The organism is Pseudomonas sp. TE3910 (genome assembly GCF_056279025.1).
Genome location: NZ_JBWBQN010000001.1, coordinates 484,765 through 507,341, shown reverse-complemented (window position 1 = coordinate 507,341; position 22,577 = coordinate 484,765). Strand labels below are relative to the sequence as shown.

Here is a 22,577-nt window from a genome sequence, read left to right as displayed (position 1 = left end):
CCCCGCGGGTTGCACGCTGATCACCTCATACAGTCCTGGATGAAGGATACATCGCGACCAAGGGGTTTACAGCCCGTCGAGATCAACCCATGTCGCACACTCAGTACGCCCCTCTCAGGGTCAACGTAAAACTGCGCGGCTCACCATAGAAGTTGTAGATATTGGGGGTACCGACTGAAGCGTAGTAGGTGCGGTCCAACAGGTTGTTGATGTGCAGATCGACGCTGTGTTGTTTGTCCAGTTGGTAGCCGATACGGCCGTTGACCACGGCATAACCACTGTTCACCAGTTCGTCGCGCCAGCCCCGTGAACTCTGTGTCGCACCATTGGCCAGTACCCCAAGGCCGACACTGAACCCCGCCAGGGCGCTCTGCTCGTCAAAGCGGTAGTTGCTCCACAGCTTGAGCTGGTCCTTGGGCGTCTGGATCGAGTAGGTTCGCCCCTGATTCTCCCGGGCTTGCAGGTAGCGCGTCTCCAGGCGGGTGTAACCTGCCGACAGGTCGAGCCCAGCAGCGGGCTTGCCAGTGACTTCCAGCTCCCAGCCCTCGCTTTCTACTTCGCCGGCGTTCAGGTAGTAGTTGTCGTTTGGATAAGCCGGATCGGCGTAGGCACGGTTCTCGTCGCGCAAATTGAACCAGGCCAACGACAGCCCCAGGCGCCCTTCCAGCCATTCGGTTTTGCTGCCGACTTCATACTGGCGCCCTTCACGCGGCTTGAGCACGCTGCCATCCGCCTTCAGTTGGGTCTGCGGTACAAAAATGTCGGTATAGCTGGCGTACAAGGTGATGTTCGGGTTCAACTCATACAGCAGGCCGCCATAGGGGCTGATCTGCTGATCGGCTTCAGCACCGTCTCGCCAGTCCGAGGCATTGGATGGCGCAACGTCGCGGGTACGGCTGCGGAAGGTCGTGGTGCGAGCCCCCAGTACCAGCGTCAACGGATCGGCAAGGCTAATGTTCAGCCGGGAATAGAGACCGTACTGTTCGGTTTCACTCTCTCTGCCCGAGGTGTATGCAATCGTCGGTTCGGGCAGATCATCGAGCCCGTCAAAGGTTGTGCTCCCCCCCACACCACGCCCCGAGCGGCCACGGCTGTTGTACACCTCAGCGTTGGCCCCCAGCAGCAGGTTGTGGGTACGCCCCAGCAACGCGAACGGCCCGCTCAAGAACACGTCCATGCCTTCGCGGGTGTAGTTGTAGGCACCTTGCATGCTGCTGTAGCGGAGGGTATCGGTCAGTGGCGCCAGGCCCGATGAGGCATAGGCGTACTTGTAGTTCTGGTACTGTTCCCGCCGGTTGAACGCGCCCTTGAGTACCCATTCGTTGTCGAAGCGATGTTCAAGGCTGGCCGACCACTCATGGGTGTCGTAGCTCAGCCGTCCCCAGTCAGGGGCATGGAAGGTTGAGCGCGACACATCCAGCAACCTGTAGTGCCCCTTGGCGTCCACCAGGTCATACGCCGGTAACCCGGACCAGGGCGCCTGCACCTGCTGCTCTTGAGTGCTGTAGGAAACGTCCAGTGTGGTCTGCGGATTCAGGTCGTAAGCGAGGGCGGCCATCCCCAACCATTTGTCACTGCTGGTTCGATCGTAGAAGTATTGGCGATCCTCGCTCGACAGCACCAGGCGACCGCGCAGGCTGCCACTGTCATTCAGCGGCCCGCTGATATCGCCCTCACGGCGGTAGGTATCCCAGGAACCTGCAGAAAGGGCCCAGTTGGCGGCGAAATGATCCAGGGGCCGCTTCTTGACCAGATTGACCACACCACCCGGCTCACCCGCGCCCTGCAGGAGGCCGGAAGGCCCCCGGAGCACTTCGATGCGCTCGTACAGCGGCAGGTCGAACTGGTTGGACGGGGTCATGCCGTTGTACGAAGGCACACCGTCGTACATCACGCCCAACGCATAACCACGGGACAAATACTGGTAGCTCAAGGTGTCATTGGCGATGAGGGTGACGCCGGTCACTTGCTGCATGGCGTCGGGGACACTGACCATGCCCTGGTCGTCCATCTGCTGACGCGTCACCACACTGACCGACTGAGGAACCTCTCGTGAGCTGAGCGGAGTTTTATTGAATCCACTGACGGTTTCGGCTTTATAGCCGGGCTCCCGTTGGCCGACGACAGTGGTTTCCGGTAAGGCCAGTGGTTGCTCGGCAGCGTTGCTGAACATGCTGACCAATACCAGGGACCAGCCCAGTGGCGCAGGGCCAGGACGTTGTTTTAAAACCATGAGGGTGCTCGCTCGATAATCTGGCGGCAGCCGTCCGGCATGCTCCACAAAGCCCTGATAAAACGCTCTGGATGGCGCCAGCGACTACCCTGTCAACGGACGGCGCGACTCTAGTGCCTCAGAGCCTGCTGCTAAAACTGCGACATCCCGCCACGGCCAAGCCATGCCAGGGCCGCCCCGACGAGCCGCTTTATGGGCGGCTGCCAGGGATGCGGCAGCCTGTCGCACAAGGCCGACAGGCTGGCTCGCCACCGACGTACCCGGCAAGCGCTACTCAGGGTACCGGCAACCACCTGCGAAACCCCGTGCCGCCCTTGCCCGTCAGTGGGCACCAGGCAAAGTCCCACGGCACCGGTGGAAGTTCTTCCTGCTCCAAATCGGGCGCGAGCATCGGACGAGGCGCCACCTTCCAATCGAAGAGCATCTGCGGTGAACCTTGCCAGGCCAAGACCAACCCGCGCGCCAGGCTGTCATCGGTATTGATCCAACGCGCCGCCGCAGCACTCATGAACGACTCGATGTGCGCGTCGTTGATCCGTGCCCGGTAGCTGGAGCCGAGCAGCCAGCGACACACGCTCAGGTAATACGTCCAGTTCAGTGGCGGATGATTGCGGTACGCCCAGGTCATGAAACCACGAAAGATATTCAGACCATCCGGAGGGTCGAGCTTAAGCAGCGCCGGGCACACATCGAACAACGTGTGCCAGTACGGCAGCAGACGGGCATCCAGGTGCACGAAGCTGCGTGCGTTGCTGGGGTAGTCGGGAAACGGCAGCAGAAAATCCCCTTTTTTCCCCAGTCGGGAAGCCTTGCTGACCAATCGCGAGGCGCCTGACGGAACCGCTAGCGCTCGCATGTCAGCCTCCCCAATGGGCGATTCAAACCTTCAATACCACGCGCCATGTTGCGCTCCTTACCCTGTCACCATTAACCATGGGCACACCCGATTCGGGTGTGCGGAAAAAGCCGGTCATGCGTGACGAGCAGGAGACGCTCGGGGGTTGATCGACGGCCAGCGGGCACGGGGCGACACCCAGAACAATGGCGGTGTGAACGGCCGCGGTGACGCCGCGATAGCACCGATCAGCGCCACCGACGCTGGCGGAATGAATACGGCTTCAAGCGTCTGAGAACAGCAACAATGGACTTGGTCAGCCTTGCCCGCAGAGGATGGCCGCTGTTTGTCGAGCGCAAGCGTGACCTGCTGCACGCTGCCCGCAGAGCAAAAGCTGCCCGTCAGCAACTGCTCAATGCTCAACGCGCCAAAAGCACCGGCCATCGGCAGCGCCATGACCTTGAGCACAATCGCCAGAAACGCCGCGACCCAGACGTTCTGCTGACTGGCGTTACTCATTCCACCCTGCATGCAACACCCTAAGGATGATGACAATCAAACACCCGCCCCCACGCTGTGGCGCATGGGCGACAGCAAGGCGAACAGCGGACGAAGGCCTGCAGCGGTCACCGGCCAATAAGGCCGTCCGCCTGTGAGCGTTAAATCAGAGGGGATGCGCGAGGATTGGCCGAGGGCCAGGAATAACGCGGGGGCGCCTTGCAGCGTTGCTCACGGCCGGGACGTTGTGTTCGCCCCAGCCGTAGCAACCAGCTGAGGCAGAACAGCATGGCAATGCCAAGGCTTAGTGCAGAGCAAATCGGACAAGAAAAACTGGCGCCCCAGCCGCTGGCCGAAGGGCTGCCGAGGTCGGTGCTCGGGCTGGGGGCCTTGCCGCCGAGGGAGGCGCAGAACTGTCCACCCAAGCCATTGAGTTCCAGCCCCATCACCTGCCCGTGCCCCAAACCGCAGGCAAACACATTGAACAGAACGCTGAAATACAGCATCCAGGCAATGAGTGAGCGGTCTGAGCGGGCGAGTTTCATGGCGGCGACTTTACCATCGAACCGCAAGAAGGCTGAAGCGCGACTTGGGTCGAACAGACTGGCCAGAAAACCATTGCCGACTATTTTCTATCACGAGCGACATCCCTGTAGGTCTTCGGCAGCTCCCCTGTCCATTGCCGGAACGCCCGAGTGAATGCGGAAGGCTCAGAAAAACCCAGCGCTAGGGAAACAAGACTGATCGACATCGACGTCTGGCTCAAGTAATGGATCGCCATGTCCCGACGCACACCATCCTTGAGCCGTTGAAACTGGCTTCCCTCAGCCGCGAGCTTTCGCCTCAGTGTTCTGTCGGTGAGGTGTAACGCGAGTGCCGCATGCTGAATGGTGGCTTCAGCCAGATTTTCCGAGCGCTCCAGGTAATCCAGCACTCGCCGTGTATAGACGGGGTAATAGGCCGGCCGAGTGAACCAGTCGAATGGCGCTCGCTTCAAATGAACCCTTAGGGCCTCGGGTGTTTGCACCAGCGGTGCCTTGAGTGCCGCCGCATCGAACACCAGGCAGGTCACCGGCTGGTCGAACTTCGCCGGACAGGGAAACATCAAACGGTACTCTGTCAGGTGTTTGGGCGCCGGATGGTCAAACGCGACATGCTTCAGCGAAATCCGCTGGCCAATCAACCAGCTGGGAAAACGATGCCACAACAGCAGTAGAAAACCTCTGAGCAGGTAGTCCGGGTCTTGAGCCGGATCCTTGAGCCGCATCGAAAAAACCGCTTCATCACCGACGACATCAAGCGCCAGGTGCAAGGAGTCATTCACCACATTGTAGAAGTGGCTCAGCTTGTAATACACCGAGTGCAGGTTACGTGAATGAACGACCTGCTTGGCCATGATGGCGAACACGCCCTGCCGACAACGCTGCGCGCCCATGCCCAGAAACTCGTCATCGGCCAAACGCCAGACCGCTCGCATCAAGCGACTGAATTGATCAGGCGTGATCCGCAGATGGGCATTGTCCAGCATGCGTCGATTAAGGCCCGCTTCATTGAGCAGCACCGCCTCGTCAAGCTGAAGACGGCGCCCGGCGTTCATGAGCATTCGGGCGAAATGAATGGAAATGGAATAGCGCTCTATACCCATCGAAGACAGATCCCTGCATCACATCCGCGAAGTCTACCGCCATACCGCTGTCCGTTTATGTCTATTTTTCGACTGGTTTCGTTATTGTCGCCAAGGGCCCTTCCAATGGAAGGTAGCGACCGCCAGCAGAGGCCTGACTGATGCGGGTAAAACGCTGCCATTTCCGACAATTCCCAAGGAACCCGTCCGTGCACGTGCAAGCAGTAAACGTGGTTACAACGCCAGGGACAGCTACTCGTCCGCGCAAGAACCGCAGGCTAAACGTATTGATATACCCGCACCAGGCGACATCCGTTGCGCCCAGCGTGCACACCAACGGCCTGAAGCGCGGCCGATATGCGCCCTCTGCCCTACAGAATTACCGGCTCACACTGCCCCCACTAGCGCGCCTTCATGCGCTGGGCGACGGCTGTGGCCAATGCCAGCGGGCCCATGACAGTCGAGGCGAGCGCCCCATCGCATCTGGCCAATTTGGTCGATTATCGGGCGCAGCTCAACGCAAGGCCTGACGCTTCCAATACCCAATACCCAATACCCATGACACGACCCTGACGTTTGGCCCCAGCAGCGTGAACAGCACGGTCGGCCTGACGCATCGTTTTAAAGAGGATGTCTTAATGAGTGATTACACCCATCCCTATCGCGACAGCGAGTTCGTCCTGCAGCAACTGGTCGAATTTGAAGCCTTGTGTGCATCGGCACATCGGGATGACATCAACGATGAACTGGTGTCCGCGATTCTGGCCGAAGCCGGTCGTCTGGGCTCTGGCGTATTGGCACCGCTCAACAGGATTGGCGACACCCAGGGCGCACGTCTGGGCGAGCACGGCGTTCAGGAAACTCCCGGTTTCGCCGATGCTTATCAGCAGTTCCAGGCCGGCGGCTGGCCTTCGTTGACTGCAGCGGAAATCTGGGGCGGCCAAAACCTGCCGAATGTGATCGGCACTGCCGTCAATGAAATCTGGCATTCGGCCAACATGGCCTTCGCCCTCTGCCCGATGCTGACGCAAGGTGCAATCGAGGCCATCGCCCACCACGGCTCGCCCGCCTTGCGTGATGCCTACCTTGCCCCGTTGGTCAGTGGCGAATGGACCGGCACCATGAACCTCACCGAGCCGGATGCCGGTTCAGACCTGGCCGCGATCAAGAGCCGTGCTATCCCTCAGGGCGACCATTACCTGATCAGCGGGCAGAAAATCTTCATCACTTGGGGCGACCACCAGATGACGGAGAACATCGTCCATCTGGTACTGGCCCGGCTGCCAGATGCACCGGCCGGCGTAAAAGGCATTTCGCTGTTCGTCGTGCCTAAATTCCTGCTTGATGCCCAAGGCAAGCCAGGCGCACTCAACGATGCCCGCTGCATCGCGCTGGAGCACAAGCTGGGCATCCACGGCAGCCCGACCTGTGTCATGAGCTTTGGCGATAACGGTGGCGCCATCGGTTACCTGGTGGGCGAACCACACCAAGGGCTGGCGTGCATGTTCACCATGATGAACCACGCTCGACAAAGCGTTGGCCTGCAAGGCCTGGCCATCTCCGAACGCGCCTACCAACACGCCTTGCAGTACGCCAAGGACCGCCTGCAAGGCACGCGCAAGGACGGTAGCCGCTTCTCGATCATCCACTTCCCGGATGTACGGCGCATGCTGCTTCAGATGAAGGCGTCCATCGAGGCAATGCGAGCCCTGGCACTGGTGGCTGCCGCCGAAGTGGACCGGACCACCTACGCACCTGACGCAGACGCGGCAAAGCTGCATCAAGGTCGCGTCGACCTGCTCACCCCCATCGTCAAGGGGTGGCTGACCGAGATGGCACAAGAGGTGACCTCTCTCGGCGTACAGATTCACGGTGGCATGGGCTTCATCGAAGAAACCGGCGCCGCCCAGCATTATCGTGACGCCCGTATCCTGACCATCTATGAGGGCACCACCGGCATCCAGGCACTTGACCTGGTCGGGCGCAAGACACTGCTCAACGAAGGCCAGTTGATCAACCGTTTGTTGGACGATATCGGCGAAACCGTCGCTGTGCTGCAACGCTCGACGCACCTCGCCAATCAGGCTGCCGCACTGGAAGGCGCCTTGGGCGCTGGCCGGCAAGCCCTGCGCATTCTCCTCGACAATGCGAAAACCGACGCGCACCTGGCAGGCAGCATCAGCGTGAACTTCATGATGCTGTTCGGCTACCTCTGCGGCGGTTGGCTGATGGCTCGCTCGGCCTTGAGCGCCCAAGCCCTGCTCGACGCCGGCAGCGGCGATCCTCAGTTCCTGAAAGCCAAGCTGGTCACTGCCGACTTCTATGCCGAACAGCTACTGCCGCGCGTGCATGCCCTGCTGACCGCCATTGGTAGCGGCAGCAGAAGCATCATGGCACTGGACGACGAACAATTTTGACTGCGCGTTCATTGACTAGCCCCCCAGTAACGACTGGCACTGCGAACTACTGCGGTGGCCTTTAACGGTCACCGCACGTTTGCAACACACGTTTGCCCCACAACATAGCGATACCCGCCTTGATCGTCTCGGCCTCCCCTTCTGCCCACCCCCAAGAACAATCAGGCGAGCAGCGCTTCGCAACGGCCCTGCTGAGTAAGGACGCGCGTACCCATTGGGCGTTTGATGCCCGGTAGCCCGTCCATTTCTCCCCCTATTTGAGGTTTCCCCCATGCACGCTTCGCGTATTCGACTGGCTTCCCTGCACGACAAGATCATGAGTGCGACGCAGGCAGCACGGCTCATCAAAGACGGCATGACCATCGGCATGAGTGGTTTTGGCGGTGCGGGAGACGCCAAAGCGGTTCCCTTGGCATTGATCGAGCAGGTCAAGCGCACGCCACTGAAAATCAACCTGATTACCGGCGCCAGCCTTGGCGGAGGGCTGGATGGGAAAATGGCCGAAGCCGGCCTGCTGGCACGGCGGATGCCCTTTCAGGGCGATGCGGTACTGCGCAAAGCCATCAACGAAGCGCGCGTCATGTTCATCGACCAGCACCTCTCGGAAGTGGTCGAACAGGTGCGCGATGGTTTCCTGCCCACCCCGGATATTGCGGTCGTCGAAGCGGTGGCCATCACCGAGCAAGGGCATATCGTACCTACGTCCTCCGTGGGCAACTCGGCAAGCCTGGCCCTGGCGGCCAAGCAGGTAATCGTCGAACTCAACCTGGCGAGCAATCCACACTTCGAGGGGTTACATGACATCTACCTGCCTCAAGATCGCCCTCACCGTGGCCCTATCCCCATTCGTCACTCAAACGAGCGCATCGGTAGCCAGGCGATCGACATCGATCCGTCACGCATCGCCGCCATCGTCATCTGCAACTCGCCCGAGGCGACCGTGACCATGTTGCCGCCTGACAATGACACGCAGTCCATCGCCGACCACTTGGTGCGGTTCTTCGAGCAGGAGGTGGAAATGGGCCGCCTGCCTAGAAACCTGGCGCCGCTGCAAGTGGGCGTGGGTTCCATTGCCAATGCCGTGATGTGTGGCCTGATCAACGCGCCCTTCAACGACTTGGTGCAGTACTCCGAAGTCCTGCAGGACTCCACGTTCGACCTGCTTGACGCCGGCAAGCTGAAATTTGCCTCGGGATGCTCCATCACCCTGTCCGGCCCCTGTGGCGAGCGAGTCTTCGGCAACCTGGAAAAGTACGCTGACCGCCTGGTACTGCGCCCCCAGGAAATCTCCAACCACCCGGAAGTCATTCGACGCCTGGGGCTCATCGCAATCAACACCGCGCTGGAGTTTGATCTCTACGGCAACGTGAACTCCACTCACGTCTGCGGCACCCAAATGATGAACGGCATCGGCGGCTCCGGGGACTTTGCCCGCAACGCTCGCCTGTCGATATTCGTGACCAAGTCGATTGCCAAGGACGGGAACATTTCGCGCGTAGTGCCCATGGTCAGCCACGTCGACCACACAGAGCACGACGTGGATATTCTGGTCACTGAGCACGGCTTGGCTGACTTGAGGGGCCTCGCACCTCGAGAGCGGGCCCGGGTGATTATTGATCAATGCGTACACCCAGACTACCGCGCAGCCCTTGATGACTACTTCAGCGCCGCCTGCCTGCTGGGCGGACATACCCCCCACGACCTCAGCCAGGCGTTGAGCTGGCATGTACGTTTGAACAAGACAGGCAGCATGCAGCAACCCAACTGACGCCCTGGCACACCGCTGCAGCGCAAACGCGCGGCACTGCAACTGAACGGCCACCCCCAGGCCGTTCGGTTCTGCGCTAAACCTCGTCACCCGCGCATCACCGCCTACGTGCTGTTCGGTCCCGAACAGCCATTCAGCACTTTGTTCGGTGCAGTGCTTCCAACCTTACCGCTCAATACAGCCAAGCCATTGTTTTAAAAGCACTTTTAAACATGGCATGGTTCTCGCCTTGTTCCTCTCACCCTAGAAATGTGTCGCCCGCTACTGACCGTTAAGTAGCCGGTCGAGCCGTACATGCCTTGAAGAGGAATACGATGAAACTTCTGCACATGCTGTTCTGCACCGCGTTGTTGTTTGGCGCCAACACCTACGCCAGTGACGACGTGCCGTCATTGGCAGGCAAGCGCATCGCCATCAGCATGACCGGCACCAGCCATTACTTCGACGTGAAGGCGTTCCAGGCTCAGGTCGACGAGGTAAAACGCCTGGGCGGTACTCCCATTACGCTGGATGCCGGCCGAAACGACAAAAACCTGGTCACGCAACTGCAAACCGTGGTCACCCAAAAACCTGATGCCGTTATCCAGACGCTGGGTACGCTGAGCGTGATCGACCCTTGGCTCAAGCGCATCAAGGCGGCCGGCATTCCGCTGTTCACCATCGATGCGCCCTCGCAGTACAGCATCAACAACACCACCTCGGACAACTACGCAGCGGGCCGTTTGTTGGCGGAGCAACTGGTCAAGGATACCGGTGGCAAGGGCAACATCCTGGTGTTCAACGGTTTCTATGGCGTGCCCGTATGCCGCATCCGCTATGACGAACTGATCAAGGCGCTGGCCGACCATCCGGATCTGAAGGTCATTCAGCCCGAGCTGCGTGACGTCATCCCCAACACCGTGCAAGACGCCCGCTCGCAGGTCGCGGCGTTGCTCAACAAGTACCCCAAAGGTGAAATCGCGGCCATCTGGTCGGCCTGGGACATCCCGCAGCTGGGCGCCAGCCAGGCGCTGATTGACGCGGGGCGCACCGAGATCAAGACCTACGGTGTCGATGGCACACCTGAAGTGCTCGACCTGATACAGCGAGACGATTCGCCCATCGGCGCCGTTGTGGCCCAGCAACCCGTCTTGATCGGAAAAACCGCAGTACAGAATGTCGCGCGTTACCTGGCCGGGCAAAAAGACCTGCCTAAGGAAACCCACGTTTCCACCCTGCTGACCACGGCAAACAACCTGGATGAAATGCAACAACTGCGAGGTGACCAATGAGCCAGAAAAGTGATTTCGATATCGGCCGACGCGCCCTGCTGGGCGCTGGCGTTACCCTGGCTGCCGGCCTTGGTCTTTCTTCCCTGGCCCGAGCAGCCAGCCCGAGTGGCAGCGCCAGTGGCGACGCACCGGTGCCTTCACTGGCGGGCAAACGCATCGCCATCAGCACCGTGGGCACCAGCATCTACTTCGATAGCCGTGCGTTCGCCGCGCAGGTCGAAGAGGTGAAAAGGCTGGGCGGAACGCCAATCACCCTGGACGCGGGGCGCAACGACAAGGCCATGGTCACCCAGCTTCAGAACCTGGTCACCCAGAAGCCTGATGCGGTGATCCACACGCTGGGCACCTTGAGCATCATCGACCCCTGGTTCAAGCGTATTGCGGCGGCCGGCATTCCGCTGTTCACCATCGAGGTGCCGTCGCAGTACGCCATCAATACCATCTCGGCGGACAACTGGAGCACCGGCTTGATCCTGGCCAAGAAGCTGGTGGCGGACCTGCGCGGCAAGGGACGTGTGCTGGTATTCAATGGTTTCTATGGGGTGCCAAGCTGCGGTATTCGTTACGACCAGTTGAAGCTCGTGACCAAGTTCTACCCACAAATCGAGTTCCTCGAGCCGGAGCTGCGTGATGTCATCCCCAACACCGTGCAGGACGCCCGCAGTCAAGTCGCCGCGCTGCTGAACAAATACCCCAAGGGCGAGATCGATGCGATCTGGACGGCCTGGGATTTGCCGCAGTTGGGTGCCAGCCAGGCGCTGATCGACGCAGGGCGCACCGAGATCAAGACCTACGGCGTCGACGGCACACCGGAAGTACTGGACCTGCTTAAACAACCCAATACGCCAGTCGCCGCCGTGGTTTCGCAACAACCGGCACTGATCGGACGCTTGGCGGTACACAACGTCGCCCGTTACCTGGCAGGTGAGCACGACCTGCCCAAGGAAACCTTCGTCGAGACACTATTGACCACAGCGGACAACGTCGATGACGTTCGCCGCCTCAGGGGTGATGCTTGAACAACATCCCTGCCCTGGAGCTTCGCAACCTGACCAAGCAGTTCGGCGTCACGCGGGCGCTAGACGATGCCAGCCTGCGCGTCCAGCGTGGCAGCGTGCATGGCCTCGTCGGTGAGAACGGTGCCGGAAAGTCGACCCTGATCAAGGTACTTGCCGGCATTCATCGCCCGGATGCCGGCAGCCTGTGGGTGGACGGTCAGCAATACACACACTTCACGCCGCGCCAGGTGGCACGTCTCGGCATTCAGTTCATTCACCAGGAGCGACTGCTGCCCGCCAGTTTCACGGTGAGCGAGGCGCTGTTCTTCGGCCAGGAAATACACCGCGGCCCTTTCGTCGATCGCCGTGCGCAACAGCGGGAAGCCGAACGCCTGCTTGACGCGTATTTCGACCTGAAATTGCCGCCGGATGCATTGATCGGTGAGCTGAGCAGCGCCGAGCAACAGGTGGTGCAGATTACCCGCGCGCTGATCGCCAAACCCAAGGTGCTGGTATTCGATGAGCCCAGCGTCGCGCTGGTGCAACGCGAGGTTGAGCAATTGCTGCGCATCGTCAAGCGATTGCGTGATCAGGGCTTGGCGATCATCTACATCTCTCACTACCTGCAAGAGATCGAACACCTGTGTGACCGGGTGACCGTGTTGCGCAATGGGCGTGATGTCGCCGAGGTCGATCCGCGCAACACGTCGCTGGCAGAAATTACGCGCCTGATGGTCAACCGCGAAGTGGCCGAAATGTACCCCAAGCAGCCGGTCGCATTGGGCGAGCCGCTACTGCAGGTGAGCGGCCTGCAGAAGCGGCATGCCTATCGCGATATCGACCTGCTGGTGCGCCGTGGCGAGATCGTCGGCCTCACCGGGCTGGTGGGCTCCGGCGCCAAGGAGCTGCTGAAAAGCCTGTTCGGCCTGGACCCGGCGCAACAGGGCGAGATTCGCCTGAACGGGCAACTTGTCGAGTTGAACAGTACGCATCAGGCCGTGCGCGAAGGCGTTGCCCTGCTGCCGGAAGAGCGCCGCCGGCAAGGGGTGGCGCTGGACCTGTCCGTTCAGGAGAACAGCACCCTGGCCAGCCTCTCACGCTTCACCCGGTTTGGGCTGCTCTCGGAACGCCGTGAGCAGCAGGAAACCCAAGCCCTGATCGAGCATCTGCTGATCAAGACCTCCGGGGCGCAGGCCAGGGTGCGCCAGCTCAGCGGTGGCAATCAGCAGAAGGTGGCGCTGGCCAAATGGCTGAGCCGGCAGTCGACCCTCTACCTGCTGGACGAGCCCAGCGTCGGTATCGACATCGGCGCCAAAGTGGAGATCTACCGTCTGATCGGAAAGCTGGTGGAGCAAGGCGCCGGTGTCTTGCTGCTTTCGTCCGATCTGCCCGAGCTGCTGGGCCTGTGCGACCGCGTCTATGTCATGCACCGAGGGGCCATCATTGCGCAACGCAAGGCCGCCGAGCTCGACAGCGACACGCTACTGGCGCTTGCGTCCGGCACACATCATCAACAGGAACCCGACTATGTCCACTGATCTCTCCCTGGCCAGCGTGTCGGTCCCACGACTCTCGAACCGCTGGCAATTGAAACTGCTGCGCCATGGCGCCTCGCTGGCGTTCCTGGCGATCTTGCTGGTATTTGCCAGTACAGCGCAAAACTTCCTTTCACCCACCAACCTCTCGAATGTCTTCGCGCAATCTGCAATCCTCGGCCTCCTCGCTTTCGGGCTGACCATCGTGATCATCGGTGGCGGCTCCAACGTGGTATCTGGCGGCCTTGACCTGTCGCTGGCGGCCAATCTCGGGCTGTCGGCCGCCGTCTATGCCACGCTGAACAACGCGGGCGTCAGTGCAGCCAGCAGCATCGCCCTGACCTTGGCATGCGGCCTGGCCATCGGCGCGCTGAACGGCCTGGTGGTGGTCGGCCTGCGCCTGCCGCCACTGCTGGCGACGCTGGCCAGCATGAACCTGATTGCCGGCCTGGAGCTGGTGTTGACTGAAAATACCGTGCTGCCAACCGAGTCAGCGCTACTGGAGCTGCTCAGTTTTGGTCATTGGCTGGGGCAGCCGGCATTGGCCTGGGTGTTCCTTATGGCCGCGCTGCTGTTGACGCTGCTGATCCAGTTCAGTCGTTACGGCCTGCGCCTGTATGCCGTTGGCGAGTACCCGGAAGCAGCAACTGCAGCAGGCCTGCCTGTGGCGGCCTATCAGTTCTCCAGCTACCTGCTCAGTGGTCTGTGCGGGAGCCTGGCGTCGTTTTGTTCGGCCGCCTGGTTCAGTGGAAGCACTACCGGCTCTGGGGAGATGCTGCTGTCGGTTGTAGCCATCGCCTTTCTAGGCAGCGTGTTCTCCCGCCGCCTGCGCCCGAGCATCAGCGGTACATTGCTGGCCACGTTGCTGGTGGGTTTTCTGGTCAATGGTTTCCAACTGCTGAACATCTCCAGCTTCTGGGTCAACGGTGTACAGGGTGTATTGATTCTACTGGTCGTCGCCAGTTCAAGCCTGCTGCGTGGGAGGTCGTGACATGAGCCAATCAACCACAGTGCTACCCAGCACCGCCTCGGTATCAATCAGTCGTCAATGGCTGCGCCTGGTCTTGCCCGTCTTGTTCCTGGTGCTGCTGGTATTTTTCGCGGTCAATGCACCCGGTTTTCTCAGTGTGGGCAACCTCAGCAGTGTATTGCTCAACAATTTCGCCCTTCTGGCCATCGTCGCCATCGGCATGACGCTGGCAATCAGCGCTGGCGGTATCGACCTTTCGGTGAGCGTAGCGTTGGATCTGGCTGCACTGACGTTCGTCGTATCGCTCAATGCTGGCTTTGGGCTGTTTCCGGCAATCGTGTCCGCGATACTGGTGGGCGGCCTGACCGGCGTATTCAACGCAGTGTTGATCAGCGGGCTGCGTATTTCGCCATTTCTGGCGACACTCGGTACGCTCTTTATCGGCACCAGCGTGCAGCAGTTGCTCTCCGACGGCGGCCAGCCGATCTACCTGGCTGCACAGGCACGCCCTGCCCTGGCCAGCATCGTCGTGCTCGGCATTCCGCTGCCGCTACTGATCGTTGCGGTTTTGGCGGCGGGTTACGGTGTAGCGCTCGCCAAAGGCCGCTTCGGCCGTCAGGTGCTGGCCATCGGCGAACAACCGGAGGTCGCGCGCTACAGCGGTGTGCCGGTGCAGCGCATCACCGCCCGGGTGTTCATCGCGTGCGCCCTGGCCTGCTCAGTCGCGGGTATTTTGCTGAGCAGTACAGTGAATGCCTACGTACCGATGTCGGGTAACGCCTTTCTGATCAATGCAATCGGCGCCGTATTTATCGGCACCACCCTCAACCGCCATGGGCGGGCCAACGTACCGGGTACACTGCTGGGCGTACTCTTCCTGAATATCACCGCCAATGGCCTGCTGCTGATCGGCTGGAACTTCTACTGGCAACAGGTGGCCACGGGCGCACTGATTCTGCTGGTGCTGTCGTTCAGCTACCTTGGTCGCCGCGTATTCAAGGACCCGTCCTGACCACCCCTGTAGGAGTTGGCTTGCCAACGATGCAGACGCCACGGTCTCGCTGGCACTTCGCCGACGCCATCGCAGGCAAGCCAGCTCCTACAGGAAATGCAGTGTTCTGTGTGGATCGTTGTGGGCGTTGGCTTGCCAACGATGCAGACGCCTCGGACTTGCTGACACTGCGCTGAAGCAATCGCAGGCAAGCCTGCTTCTACAGTCCATCCCTGTAGGAGCCGGGCTTGCCCGCGATACAGGCGCCGCGAAGGCACTGACACCCCGCCGATACCATCGCAGGCAAGCCTGCCGGTGGCGCCGCTGCAGGGAATGGATATGTTCACAAGGCGAATGACACACCTGCCATTCCGATCCCCCGGGATGGCAGGTGTGTTTTGCTCAGGTCAGTGCCACACCGTTAAGGTAGTGGTCGCCCAAGCGACGGCGCAGTTGCGACAACGGTACGGCATCGCCCTCAATCGACGGGCGCGGCGTTTGCCTTCCGGTCAGCTCGACCTGCAGCTCACTCGCCCGTTGTGCCGCTTCCGCAGCCGCCAAGCGTGCGCTGGCGGCCTCGACCGACGAGCGCCCGGCCTGCGCCAGCAACGCATCGGCGGCAGCAATACGCACCTCCAGGTCACCAATACTTGCGATGGTCAGGGTATCGTCCTTCAACGGGCTGCCTTGCAAGTGTTCGACCAGCGCACGTTGAACATTTTGCGCGAACCCCAGGTCGGCCAGTGTATGAGCGTGAGACATAAGCAGGTCCTCAGTTCCAGGAATGACGTTGTGGATTGACGCCGTTCAGGCGCTGGTTGCCGATCAGGTGGTATTTCCAGCGCACCGGATCGTGCAGCGTATGCGTGCGCGCGTTACGCCAGAAACGGTCCAGCCCCTGGCTGGCAGACACACTGCGCGTGCCTCCCAGCTCCAGCAGCCGGGTCGACGCCAACAGGGCGATCTCGGTAGACAGGACTTTGGCCTGGCCGACAACCACCGAGGCGTGGGCGACGCTTGCTTCGGTAGGCTCCGCAAGCGCAAGGTCCACGGCCTGGGCGGACGCCTGGAGGATCGCTTCGGCAGCGTGCAGGCGCCAGGCCAGGTCGCCAATCGCAGCCTGGCTAAGTGGGTCCTGCCAACCGTGCTGCAAACCACTGTCGACCCACGGACGCGCCTCTCGCGCCACGCGCAGGGTTTCGGCAAACGCGCCTCGGGCAATGCCGGTGTCCACTGCGGCCTGAATGATCTGCGACACCGGCCCATCGGCGGTGGGTCGGTCATAGGCTTTCCAGGCCGGAATCACGGCGCTGAGCGGCACGCGTACGCGGTCGATCAATGCCTTGCCACTGGCGGTGGTGCGCTGCCCAAAGCCATCCCAGTTATCGACAATGCTCAGCCCTTGCGCGTCCCGTGGCACAAACGCAATGAACGGCCGGTTCTGCTCATCCACCGCCGCCGTCGGGACAATGTGAGCGAACAGCGCGCCGGTGCAGTAGAACTTCTCGCCCTCCAGCACCGCGGTGTCGCCCTCAAAATGAATGCGTGTTTCGAACGCAGTGACGGTTTTGCTCTTGGCTTCGGAGAACGCATTGCCGAACCGATAGCCGGCAAGCACCTTGGCAAAATAGTGATGTTGCTGTGCCTCGCTCCCGGTCAACAGCAGGTTGTTGATCACACCGTAGTGATTCTGCGGCAACTGCCCCAGCGAGGAGTCCGCCGCTGAAACGGTTGCCACGACCTCGGTCAGCGTGGCGCAGGACACGCCAGCACCACCATGGGCCTTGGGAACGGTAATGGCCCACAGGCCACTCTCGGAAAAGCGGTCCAGCTCCGCCCACGGCAGACGTCGCTCGCGATCACGCGCAACGGCTTCTTGGGCAAAATCCTGGGCCAGGCGCTGGGCCACCTCAATGGCTTCGGCATCACTACGAATAATATGCGCCGGACGCCGAGGCGCTGAAATGGCCTGCTCGGGCAGGCGGGTATGCAGTCTATCGGTCATGCGTGACTACTCCATGCGGTACAGGTAAGAAAGGGCTACAGCACAGGCTTACAAGCGGAAATCCAGCGGGTACTCGACGATGAAACGCACTTCGTCAACGTTGGACTCGGCCACGTGATCGCCGCCGACACGGTGCGTGGCCTGCATCAGGTTGAATGAGAGGTCCTTGGCCGGCCCGCTCTGCACCACATACTTGATCCAGACGTTGCGCTCCCAGTGGCTGCCATCCTTGATGCCGCTGTAGTAGCTGTAGGCACCCCCGGCGCGGCTGCCATCGATGTCGGTACCGCGCACGTAACGCGTGGTCAGGGTGAGGCCCGGCACACCGAGGCCAACGAAGTTGTAGTCATAACGCGCCTCCCAGGCACGCTCGTTGGGGTTGTTGAAGTCCGATATCTGGGATGCGGCATCCAACTCAAGGTCGTAGGTGTTCCAGACATAGTCGAACGGCGTGTCACCGTCGATCCGCGTGTAGCTCAACTTGAAGGCATGGGCGCCATAACCCAGCCCGGCATGGGCGCTCCAGGAGTCGTTGTCGATCTTGCCGGCCAACGCCTTGCCGCTGTCGCGGGTGCGGTAGTAGTTCAGGCCGGTGTTGACGCTCAGGGCCTCGTTGATCGGCTGCACAAAATCGAAGCGGGCGAAGGACTGGTTCCAGATGTCGTCAAGCCGGCTGGTGTGCAACTTGAAGCTCAGTTGGTCGTTGAACACATAGTCACCGCCCAGGTAGATCACATCGTTGGCGCCCTTGAAGCGCCCCGCGTACACCGTGCCGAGGTCACCACGGTGGTTGCTGGCGTTGCGATCGCTGCTCGACTCAAGCTTGCCGCCCTGCAGGGTCAGGCCCTCCACGGAGGTGTTTCGAAACACCAGGCCGCGCAAGGTCTGGGGCAACAGGCGAATATCGCTGGCATAGAGTACCGGGCTGGTTGGGCGCACATCGCCGTAGCGCACTTCGGTGTCGAAGGCACGCACCTTGAGCGCCGCGCCGACCTTGCTGTACTCATCCTTGGGTTCGCCATCGAAGTTGGCACCAGAGCGCGAAACGATGCCCGGCACCCCCACACCGTTGCCGACCACACCATTACCACCATCGAGCTTGAGGCCCAATACGCCCTGCACATCCAGGCCAAAGCCGACCGTGCCCTGGGTGAAACCGGATTGCACATCGGCGATCACGCCATGCCCCCATTCGCGATGCTGGCTCTGCCGTTCACCGGTATTGGGGTTGCGGGCGAAATCGCCGTTGCGGTAGTCCTGGCTGAAGAAGTAGTTGCGGTTGAGCACATGTACCTGCGTGCCCTCAAGGAAGCCTTCGCTTTCTTCGCTGGCGGCAAAGGCCGGGCTGGCCAGGGCAAGGGTCAATGAAAGGGCTGTTCGATGGTTGTTTCCAAAACGCATGGCAAGGTCCTAGTAGTTGCGTATGTAACGCCCGTGCAGGCGCTGTTCACTCAACTATTTCAACAACCATGCCAATTAATTAATCCTTATATATCAACAACTTAAAATACAAACCTGAGAAACGGGAATTTTACCAACGGGCAAACTGACCGATCAGTGTTGCGTGCCACACAGCACATTCGAAGGTCGACACCCGAATGCCGTCAGGCACAGTCGAACGCCATCCACCGCAGGCGGATTCGCACGCGGAAAGTCATGTTGTATGTGTGCTGGAAAAGGAGAGATCAGGTGCGGGGGTACGATAGAAAACCGCACCGATGGGCGCACAGGCACCCATCGGGAGAGGAGGAAAACGAGTGCGTGGCGTGCCTCAGTCGGCCTTGCCACCGAGGTAGAAATGCTGGATGTCTTCGCGGGCGGCCAACTCACTGGCGGCGCCCTCACCCACCACCCGGCCGTTCTCCAGAATGTAGGCATAACTGGCGTGACGCAGCGCAACATTGATGTTCTGTTCGGCCACCAGAAAGCTCACGCCTTCCTGAGCATTGAGCTGGGCAACGATATCGAAAATTTCCTCGACGATGATCGGTGCCAGGCCCATGGACGGTTCATCAAGCAACACCAGGGAGGGCCGGGTCATCAGCGCACGCCCAATGGCCAGCATCTGCTGTTCGCCGCCCGAGGTCAGCCCCGCCTGGGTCTTGCGCTTGGTCTTCAACCGCGGAAACCAGGTGTAGATCCGCTCCAGGTCCTGCTCCAGCTCACGCCTGGAGGGGTTGCGCAAAAAGCCGCCACTGCGCAGGTTTTCCTCGATGGTGAGATGGGCAAACACATGACGCCCTTCCAGCACATGGACAATGCCCTGGCGTGCCAGCACGTTGGCCGCGACCCCGGCGGTGTCCTGCCCGCGAAAGTGGATCTGGCCGCGGGTAACCCGCGCGCGATCGGCCTGGACCAGGCCGGAGATAGCCTTGAGCGTGGTACTTTTACCTGCACCGTTGGCCCCCAGCAGGGCGACAATACCGCCCTCCTCGATCCGCAGAGAAACGCCGACAACCGCGAGGATGGCGCCGTCATAGACCACTTCGATGTCCTCGACGGCGAGCAGCTCGGCACGCTCGACAGCAGGACGGGTTACTGTATTCATCTATACGCACCTTCTACTAAGCTCAGGGCGCACCGTTCAGGATCGCGGCACGCAGGCAGGCATCACTTACTGCTCAGCCGCGCAATCGCGTGCTTGAACACCTTTTTCTTTGGCGTACTCTGCAGACTTGGCATCGATCAGTGGGCGCAAGGTCGTACGGTCGGCCTGAACCCAGTCGGTGATCAGGTTCCACTGCTTGCCGTCCCACTGCTGTACCTTCGCTGCACCGCCGCCCTCATGGTCATCACACGACAGTTTGAGCGGCTGCATGAGGCCCAGAAACCCGATCTCCTTGAGGCGTGCATCATCGAGGTTCAGGTGCTCCAGGCCCCAGCGTCCCTCTTCACCGTTGAGTGGACGGTTGCCGAATTTTTTCTGCCCGGCGCGTATCGCCTCTACCGCGATGGCCGCGTTCACCAGCCCGGAGTTGTAGTACACGCTGCCAAAACTCTTGGGGTCCTTGAGGTCACTTTTGCCCTTGTCGAGAATGTGCTGCTTGATGCGCTGGTGAATATCGAAGGTGGCACCGCCTGGGTAGGGTGTCAGCGCCAGGTAGCCTTTGCCCGCCTCGCCCGCGGGCAGTACGTCCTCATTCGAGCTGGCCCAAATGTCGCCGACAATGTGGTCTACCGGATAACCGAAGCGCGCCGCCGTCTTGATCGCCACCGGCGTGGACACGCCCCAGGTACGCAGGAATACCCAGTCCGGCTGGAGTTGGCGCACCTTACGCCACTGCGAAGCCTGCTCGTTCCCAGGATCGGCCACCGGGATCTGGATGTTCTCGAAACCATATTTTTCCGCCAGCAGCTGCAGCGGCCCCTGGGTTTCACGGCCGTAGGCGGAGTCGTGATAGACGGTGGCAATCTTCTTGCCCTTGAGCTTGTCCAGGCCACCCTCGCGCGCTGCTACGTAGTTGATGAATGCCGACGCCTCGCTGTAGAAGGTCAACATGGCCGGGAAGTTGTACGGGAACACACTGCCGTCGGTGGCCTCGGTGCGGCCATAGCCGAGCGTGATCAGCGCAATCCTGTCAGCGGCAGCCTTGTCGGCCAGGGCGTACGCAGCGGGTGCTCCGTTGGGCTGATAGAGGGCCACGGGGGCTCCATTGAGGCCGTTCTTGAAGCGCTCATAGCACTCGATGCCCTTCTCCGCCGTCCATTCGGTCTCGCATTCCTGCCACACCAACTTGACGCCGTTGATGCCGCCTTCCACTTCATTGATGTAACGCAGGTAGTCGATCATCCCGGCCCACACCGGAATACCACTGGAGGCATAAGCGCCGACGCGGTAGGTGGCCAGGGGAAAGAATTGTTCTGTGGCGGCGGCCTGTGCTGGCTGTGGCAATGCCGAGTATAGGCCTAGCGCCAGGGCGAGCGCGGTGGCGCTGTATTTGAGGGTTGCATTCAGGGTCATGGGTTCTCTCTCGTCCTTTCGCCGCGCGGCAACCCAAGGGGTGCCGCGGGCAGGTGCTTTCATGAGGCAGGCAGGCTTACTGTTCGGCCGCGCAATCACGTGGGGTGATGCCCTTTTCCTTGGTATAGGCGGCGGACTTGGCCTCGATCAGCGGCCGCAGCGTATCGCGGTCGGCTTGCAGCCAGCCCGTCACCAACTGCCACTTCTCCCCGTCCCATTGCTGCACGCGGGCGGCACCACCGCCCTCGTGATCAGCACACGACAGTTTCAAAGGCGGGAGCAAGCCCTCGAAGCCGCTGGCCTTGAGGCGCGCCGCATCGATGTTCAAGTGTTCAAAGCCCCAGCGTGCTTCCTCGCCATTCAACGGGCGATGGCCGAACTTGGTTTGCGCAGTGCGCAGTGCCTCGACCGCGATGGCCGCGTTGATCAAGCCGACGTTGTAGTACACCTTGCCGAAGTAGGCTGGGTCCTTGAGATCGCTCTTGCCGGTGTCGAGGATGTACTGCTTGAGGCGTTTGTGAATCTCGAACTCTGCGCCACCGGGGAACGGTGCCAGCGCCTGGTAGCCCTTGGCCGCGGTGCCGGCCGGAATCACGTCAGCCTCGGAGCCGGCCCAGACGTCACCGATGATGCGATCGACCGCAATGCCAAAGCGTGCTGCGGTCTTGATACCGACCGGCGTGGACACGCCCCAGGTGCGCAGAAACACCCAGTCCGGCTTGATCTGGCGCACCTGGCGCCACTGCGCGGACTGTTCGTTACCCGGATCGGCCACCGGGATCTGGATGTTTTCAAAGCCGTACTTCTGCGCCAGCAACGCCATCGGCGCCTGGGTCTCGCGGCCATAGGCAGAGTCGTGGTACACGGTCACGATCTTCTTGCCTTTGAGTTTGTCGAACCCGCCTTCGCGCTGGGCGATGTAGTTGATACCCACCGACGCCTGGCCGTAGTAATTGAGCAACAACGGGAACGCGTAGGGGAACACGCTGCCGTCGGTGGACTCGGTACGCCCGCCCGCACCATCGATCAGCGGGATCCGGTCAGCCGCGCCCTTCTCCATCAACGCATACGAGCCCGGTGTACTGTGGGTGAAGAAGAACGCGGTCGGTGCGCCGTTCAAGCCGCCCTTGTAGCGCTCGTAGCACTCGACGATGCGATCAACGCTCCACTCGGTCTCGCACTCCTGCCAGACCAGCTTGACGCCATTGATGCCGCCCTCGACTTCGTTGATGTAGCGAAAATAGTCAATCTCGCCAGCCCACCAAGGGATGCCACTGGAGGCATAGGCGCCGACCCGGTAGGTGGCCATGGGCACAAACTGTTCATTGCTGGCGGCCTGCGCCACCGCGGGCAGCAGGGACTGGAAGCCAAGCGCAAACAAGGCGCTGATGAGGGTACGCTGGAGGGGGTTACGCATGTCGTTCACTTCTTTGAGATGGAGTGTGGTTCGTCCCCTCCCGTGGTCGGGTCA

General features: G+C 61.0%; 18 protein-coding genes. 7 read left to right on the top strand and 11 right to left on the bottom strand.

Annotated features, from left to right (window positions below):
* Positions 1-100: 100 nt before the first annotated feature.
* From ACZ9H3_RS02230 to ACZ9H3_RS02210, 5 genes are all read right to left on the bottom strand, one after another.
* Positions 101-2,233 (bottom strand): TonB-dependent siderophore receptor, encoded by a 2,133-nt coding sequence (locus ACZ9H3_RS02230; protein WP_476219315.1) that lies wholly within the window; start codon positions 2,231-2,233, stop codon positions 101-103.
* A 274-nt stretch (positions 2,234-2,507) separates the two neighbouring features.
* Entirely contained in the window at positions 2,508-3,089 is a 582-nt protein-coding gene (locus ACZ9H3_RS02225; RefSeq protein ID WP_330523630.1) for a putative natural product biosynthesis protein, read from the bottom strand.
* 114 nt (positions 3,090-3,203) lie between these two features.
* On the bottom strand, positions 3,204-3,587 hold the full coding sequence (locus tag ACZ9H3_RS02220) for a DUF2946 family protein (RefSeq protein WP_330523629.1): 384 nt from the start codon (positions 3,585-3,587) through the stop codon (positions 3,204-3,206).
* Between the two features lie 140 nt (positions 3,588-3,727).
* Positions 3,728-4,111, bottom strand: a complete 384-nt coding sequence (locus ACZ9H3_RS02215; RefSeq protein WP_476219312.1) for a DUF2946 domain-containing protein — start codon at positions 4,109-4,111, stop codon at positions 3,728-3,730.
* Positions 4,112-4,191: 80 nt separating this feature from the next.
* A complete protein-coding gene (locus ACZ9H3_RS02210; RefSeq protein WP_330523627.1) occupies positions 4,192-5,211 on the bottom strand; it encodes an AraC family transcriptional regulator in 1,020 nt (339 codons plus the stop codon).
* A 617-nt stretch (positions 5,212-5,828) separates the two neighbouring features.
* On the opposite strand from ACZ9H3_RS02210, the gene ACZ9H3_RS02205 reads away from it, so the two are divergent.
* From ACZ9H3_RS02205 to ACZ9H3_RS02175, 7 genes are all read left to right on the top strand, one after another.
* On the top strand, positions 5,829-7,607 hold the full coding sequence (locus ACZ9H3_RS02205) for an acyl-CoA dehydrogenase family protein (RefSeq protein ID WP_330523625.1): 1,779 nt from the start codon (positions 5,829-5,831) through the stop codon (positions 7,605-7,607).
* Positions 7,608-7,878: 271 nt separating this feature from the next.
* Positions 7,879-9,375, top strand: a complete 1,497-nt coding sequence (locus tag ACZ9H3_RS02200) for a succinate CoA transferase (protein WP_476219309.1) — start codon at positions 7,879-7,881, stop codon at positions 9,373-9,375.
* A gap of 314 nt (positions 9,376-9,689) precedes the next feature.
* Positions 9,690-10,646 carry a sugar ABC transporter substrate-binding protein gene (locus ACZ9H3_RS02195; protein ID WP_102052024.1) on the top strand — a complete coding sequence of 319 codons (957 nt, stop codon included), beginning with the start codon at positions 9,690-9,692 and terminating at the stop codon, positions 10,644-10,646.
* The gene (locus tag ACZ9H3_RS02190) at positions 10,643-11,665 is read left to right on the top strand and encodes a sugar ABC transporter substrate-binding protein (RefSeq protein WP_476219307.1); all 1,023 of its coding nucleotides are present in this window, start codon (positions 10,643-10,645) and stop codon (positions 11,663-11,665) included. Before ACZ9H3_RS02195 ends, ACZ9H3_RS02190 begins: the two co-directional genes overlap by 4 nt.
* 5 nt (positions 11,666-11,670) lie before the next feature.
* Positions 11,671-13,182, top strand: a complete 1,512-nt coding sequence (locus ACZ9H3_RS02185; protein WP_476222673.1) for a sugar ABC transporter ATP-binding protein — start codon at positions 11,671-11,673, stop codon at positions 13,180-13,182.
* Positions 13,172-14,170: an ABC transporter permease gene (locus tag ACZ9H3_RS02180; RefSeq protein ID WP_083199715.1), complete on the top strand. Its 999-nt coding sequence runs from the start codon at positions 13,172-13,174 to the stop codon at positions 14,168-14,170. The genes ACZ9H3_RS02185 and ACZ9H3_RS02180 overlap by 11 nt, the downstream gene beginning before the upstream one ends.
* A 1-nt stretch (position 14,171) precedes the next feature.
* Positions 14,172-15,161, top strand: a complete 990-nt coding sequence (locus tag ACZ9H3_RS02175; protein ID WP_476219306.1) for an ABC transporter permease — start codon at positions 14,172-14,174, stop codon at positions 15,159-15,161.
* Between the two features lie 381 nt (positions 15,162-15,542).
* Here the strand turns inward: ACZ9H3_RS02175 and ACZ9H3_RS02170 are convergent, their stop codons facing one another.
* From ACZ9H3_RS02170 to ACZ9H3_RS02145, 6 genes are all read right to left on the bottom strand, one after another.
* A complete protein-coding gene (locus ACZ9H3_RS02170; protein WP_454241282.1) occupies positions 15,543-15,902 on the bottom strand; it encodes a hypothetical protein in 360 nt (119 codons plus the stop codon).
* Between the two features lie 10 nt (positions 15,903-15,912).
* Complete coding sequence (locus ACZ9H3_RS02165; protein ID WP_476219303.1) at positions 15,913-17,145, bottom strand: SfnB family sulfur acquisition oxidoreductase; 1,233 nt, start codon at positions 17,143-17,145, stop codon at positions 15,913-15,915.
* 48 nt (positions 17,146-17,193) lie between these two features.
* Positions 17,194-18,546, bottom strand: coding sequence for an OprD family porin (locus ACZ9H3_RS02160; RefSeq protein WP_454241280.1), 1,353 nt, complete (start codon positions 18,544-18,546; stop codon positions 17,194-17,196).
* Positions 18,547-18,916: 370 nt separating this feature from the next.
* Positions 18,917-19,693, bottom strand: coding sequence for an ABC transporter ATP-binding protein (locus ACZ9H3_RS02155; protein WP_102052017.1), 777 nt, complete (start codon positions 19,691-19,693; stop codon positions 18,917-18,919).
* 66 nt (positions 19,694-19,759) lie between these two features.
* Entirely contained in the window at positions 19,760-21,100 is a 1,341-nt protein-coding gene (locus ACZ9H3_RS02150; protein ID WP_102052141.1) for an ABC transporter substrate-binding protein, read from the bottom strand.
* A gap of 82 nt (positions 21,101-21,182) precedes the next feature.
* Entirely contained in the window at positions 21,183-22,523 is a 1,341-nt protein-coding gene (locus ACZ9H3_RS02145) for an ABC transporter substrate-binding protein (RefSeq protein ID WP_476219302.1), read from the bottom strand.
* Positions 22,524-22,577 lie beyond the last annotated feature (54 nt).

What these genes read in the sequence shown, in the direction of transcription:
- ACZ9H3_RS02230 (WP_476219315.1), bottom strand. Translation starts at nt 2,233, where the DNA reads ATGGTTTTAAAACAACGTCCTGGCCCTGCGCCACTGGGCTGGTCCCTG.
- ACZ9H3_RS02225 (WP_330523630.1), bottom strand. Translation starts at nt 3,089, where the DNA reads ATGCGAGCGCTAGCGGTTCCGTCAGGCGCCTCGCGATTGGTCAGCAAG.
- ACZ9H3_RS02220 (WP_330523629.1), bottom strand. Translation starts at nt 3,587, where the DNA reads ATGAGTAACGCCAGTCAGCAGAACGTCTGGGTCGCGGCGTTTCTGGCG.
- ACZ9H3_RS02215 (WP_476219312.1), bottom strand. Translation starts at nt 4,111, where the DNA reads ATGAAACTCGCCCGCTCAGACCGCTCACTCATTGCCTGGATGCTGTAT.
- ACZ9H3_RS02210 (WP_330523627.1), bottom strand. Translation starts at nt 5,211, where the DNA reads ATGGGTATAGAGCGCTATTCCATTTCCATTCATTTCGCCCGAATGCTC.
- ACZ9H3_RS02205 (WP_330523625.1), top strand. Translation starts at nt 5,829, where the DNA reads ATGAGTGATTACACCCATCCCTATCGCGACAGCGAGTTCGTCCTGCAG.
- ACZ9H3_RS02200 (WP_476219309.1), top strand. Translation starts at nt 7,879, where the DNA reads ATGCACGCTTCGCGTATTCGACTGGCTTCCCTGCACGACAAGATCATG.
- ACZ9H3_RS02195 (WP_102052024.1), top strand. Translation starts at nt 9,690, where the DNA reads ATGAAACTTCTGCACATGCTGTTCTGCACCGCGTTGTTGTTTGGCGCC.
- ACZ9H3_RS02190 (WP_476219307.1), top strand. Translation starts at nt 10,643, where the DNA reads ATGAGCCAGAAAAGTGATTTCGATATCGGCCGACGCGCCCTGCTGGGC.
- ACZ9H3_RS02180 (WP_083199715.1), top strand. Translation starts at nt 13,172, where the DNA reads ATGTCCACTGATCTCTCCCTGGCCAGCGTGTCGGTCCCACGACTCTCG.
- ACZ9H3_RS02175 (WP_476219306.1), top strand. Translation starts at nt 14,172, where the DNA reads ATGAGCCAATCAACCACAGTGCTACCCAGCACCGCCTCGGTATCAATC.
- ACZ9H3_RS02170 (WP_454241282.1), bottom strand. Translation starts at nt 15,902, where the DNA reads ATGTCTCACGCTCATACACTGGCCGACCTGGGGTTCGCGCAAAATGTT.
- ACZ9H3_RS02165 (WP_476219303.1), bottom strand. Translation starts at nt 17,145, where the DNA reads ATGACCGATAGACTGCATACCCGCCTGCCCGAGCAGGCCATTTCAGCG.
- ACZ9H3_RS02160 (WP_454241280.1), bottom strand. Translation starts at nt 18,546, where the DNA reads ATGCGTTTTGGAAACAACCATCGAACAGCCCTTTCATTGACCCTTGCC.
- ACZ9H3_RS02155 (WP_102052017.1), bottom strand. Translation starts at nt 19,693, where the DNA reads ATGAATACAGTAACCCGTCCTGCTGTCGAGCGTGCCGAGCTGCTCGCC.
- ACZ9H3_RS02145 (WP_476219302.1), bottom strand. Translation starts at nt 22,523, where the DNA reads ATGCGTAACCCCCTCCAGCGTACCCTCATCAGCGCCTTGTTTGCGCTT.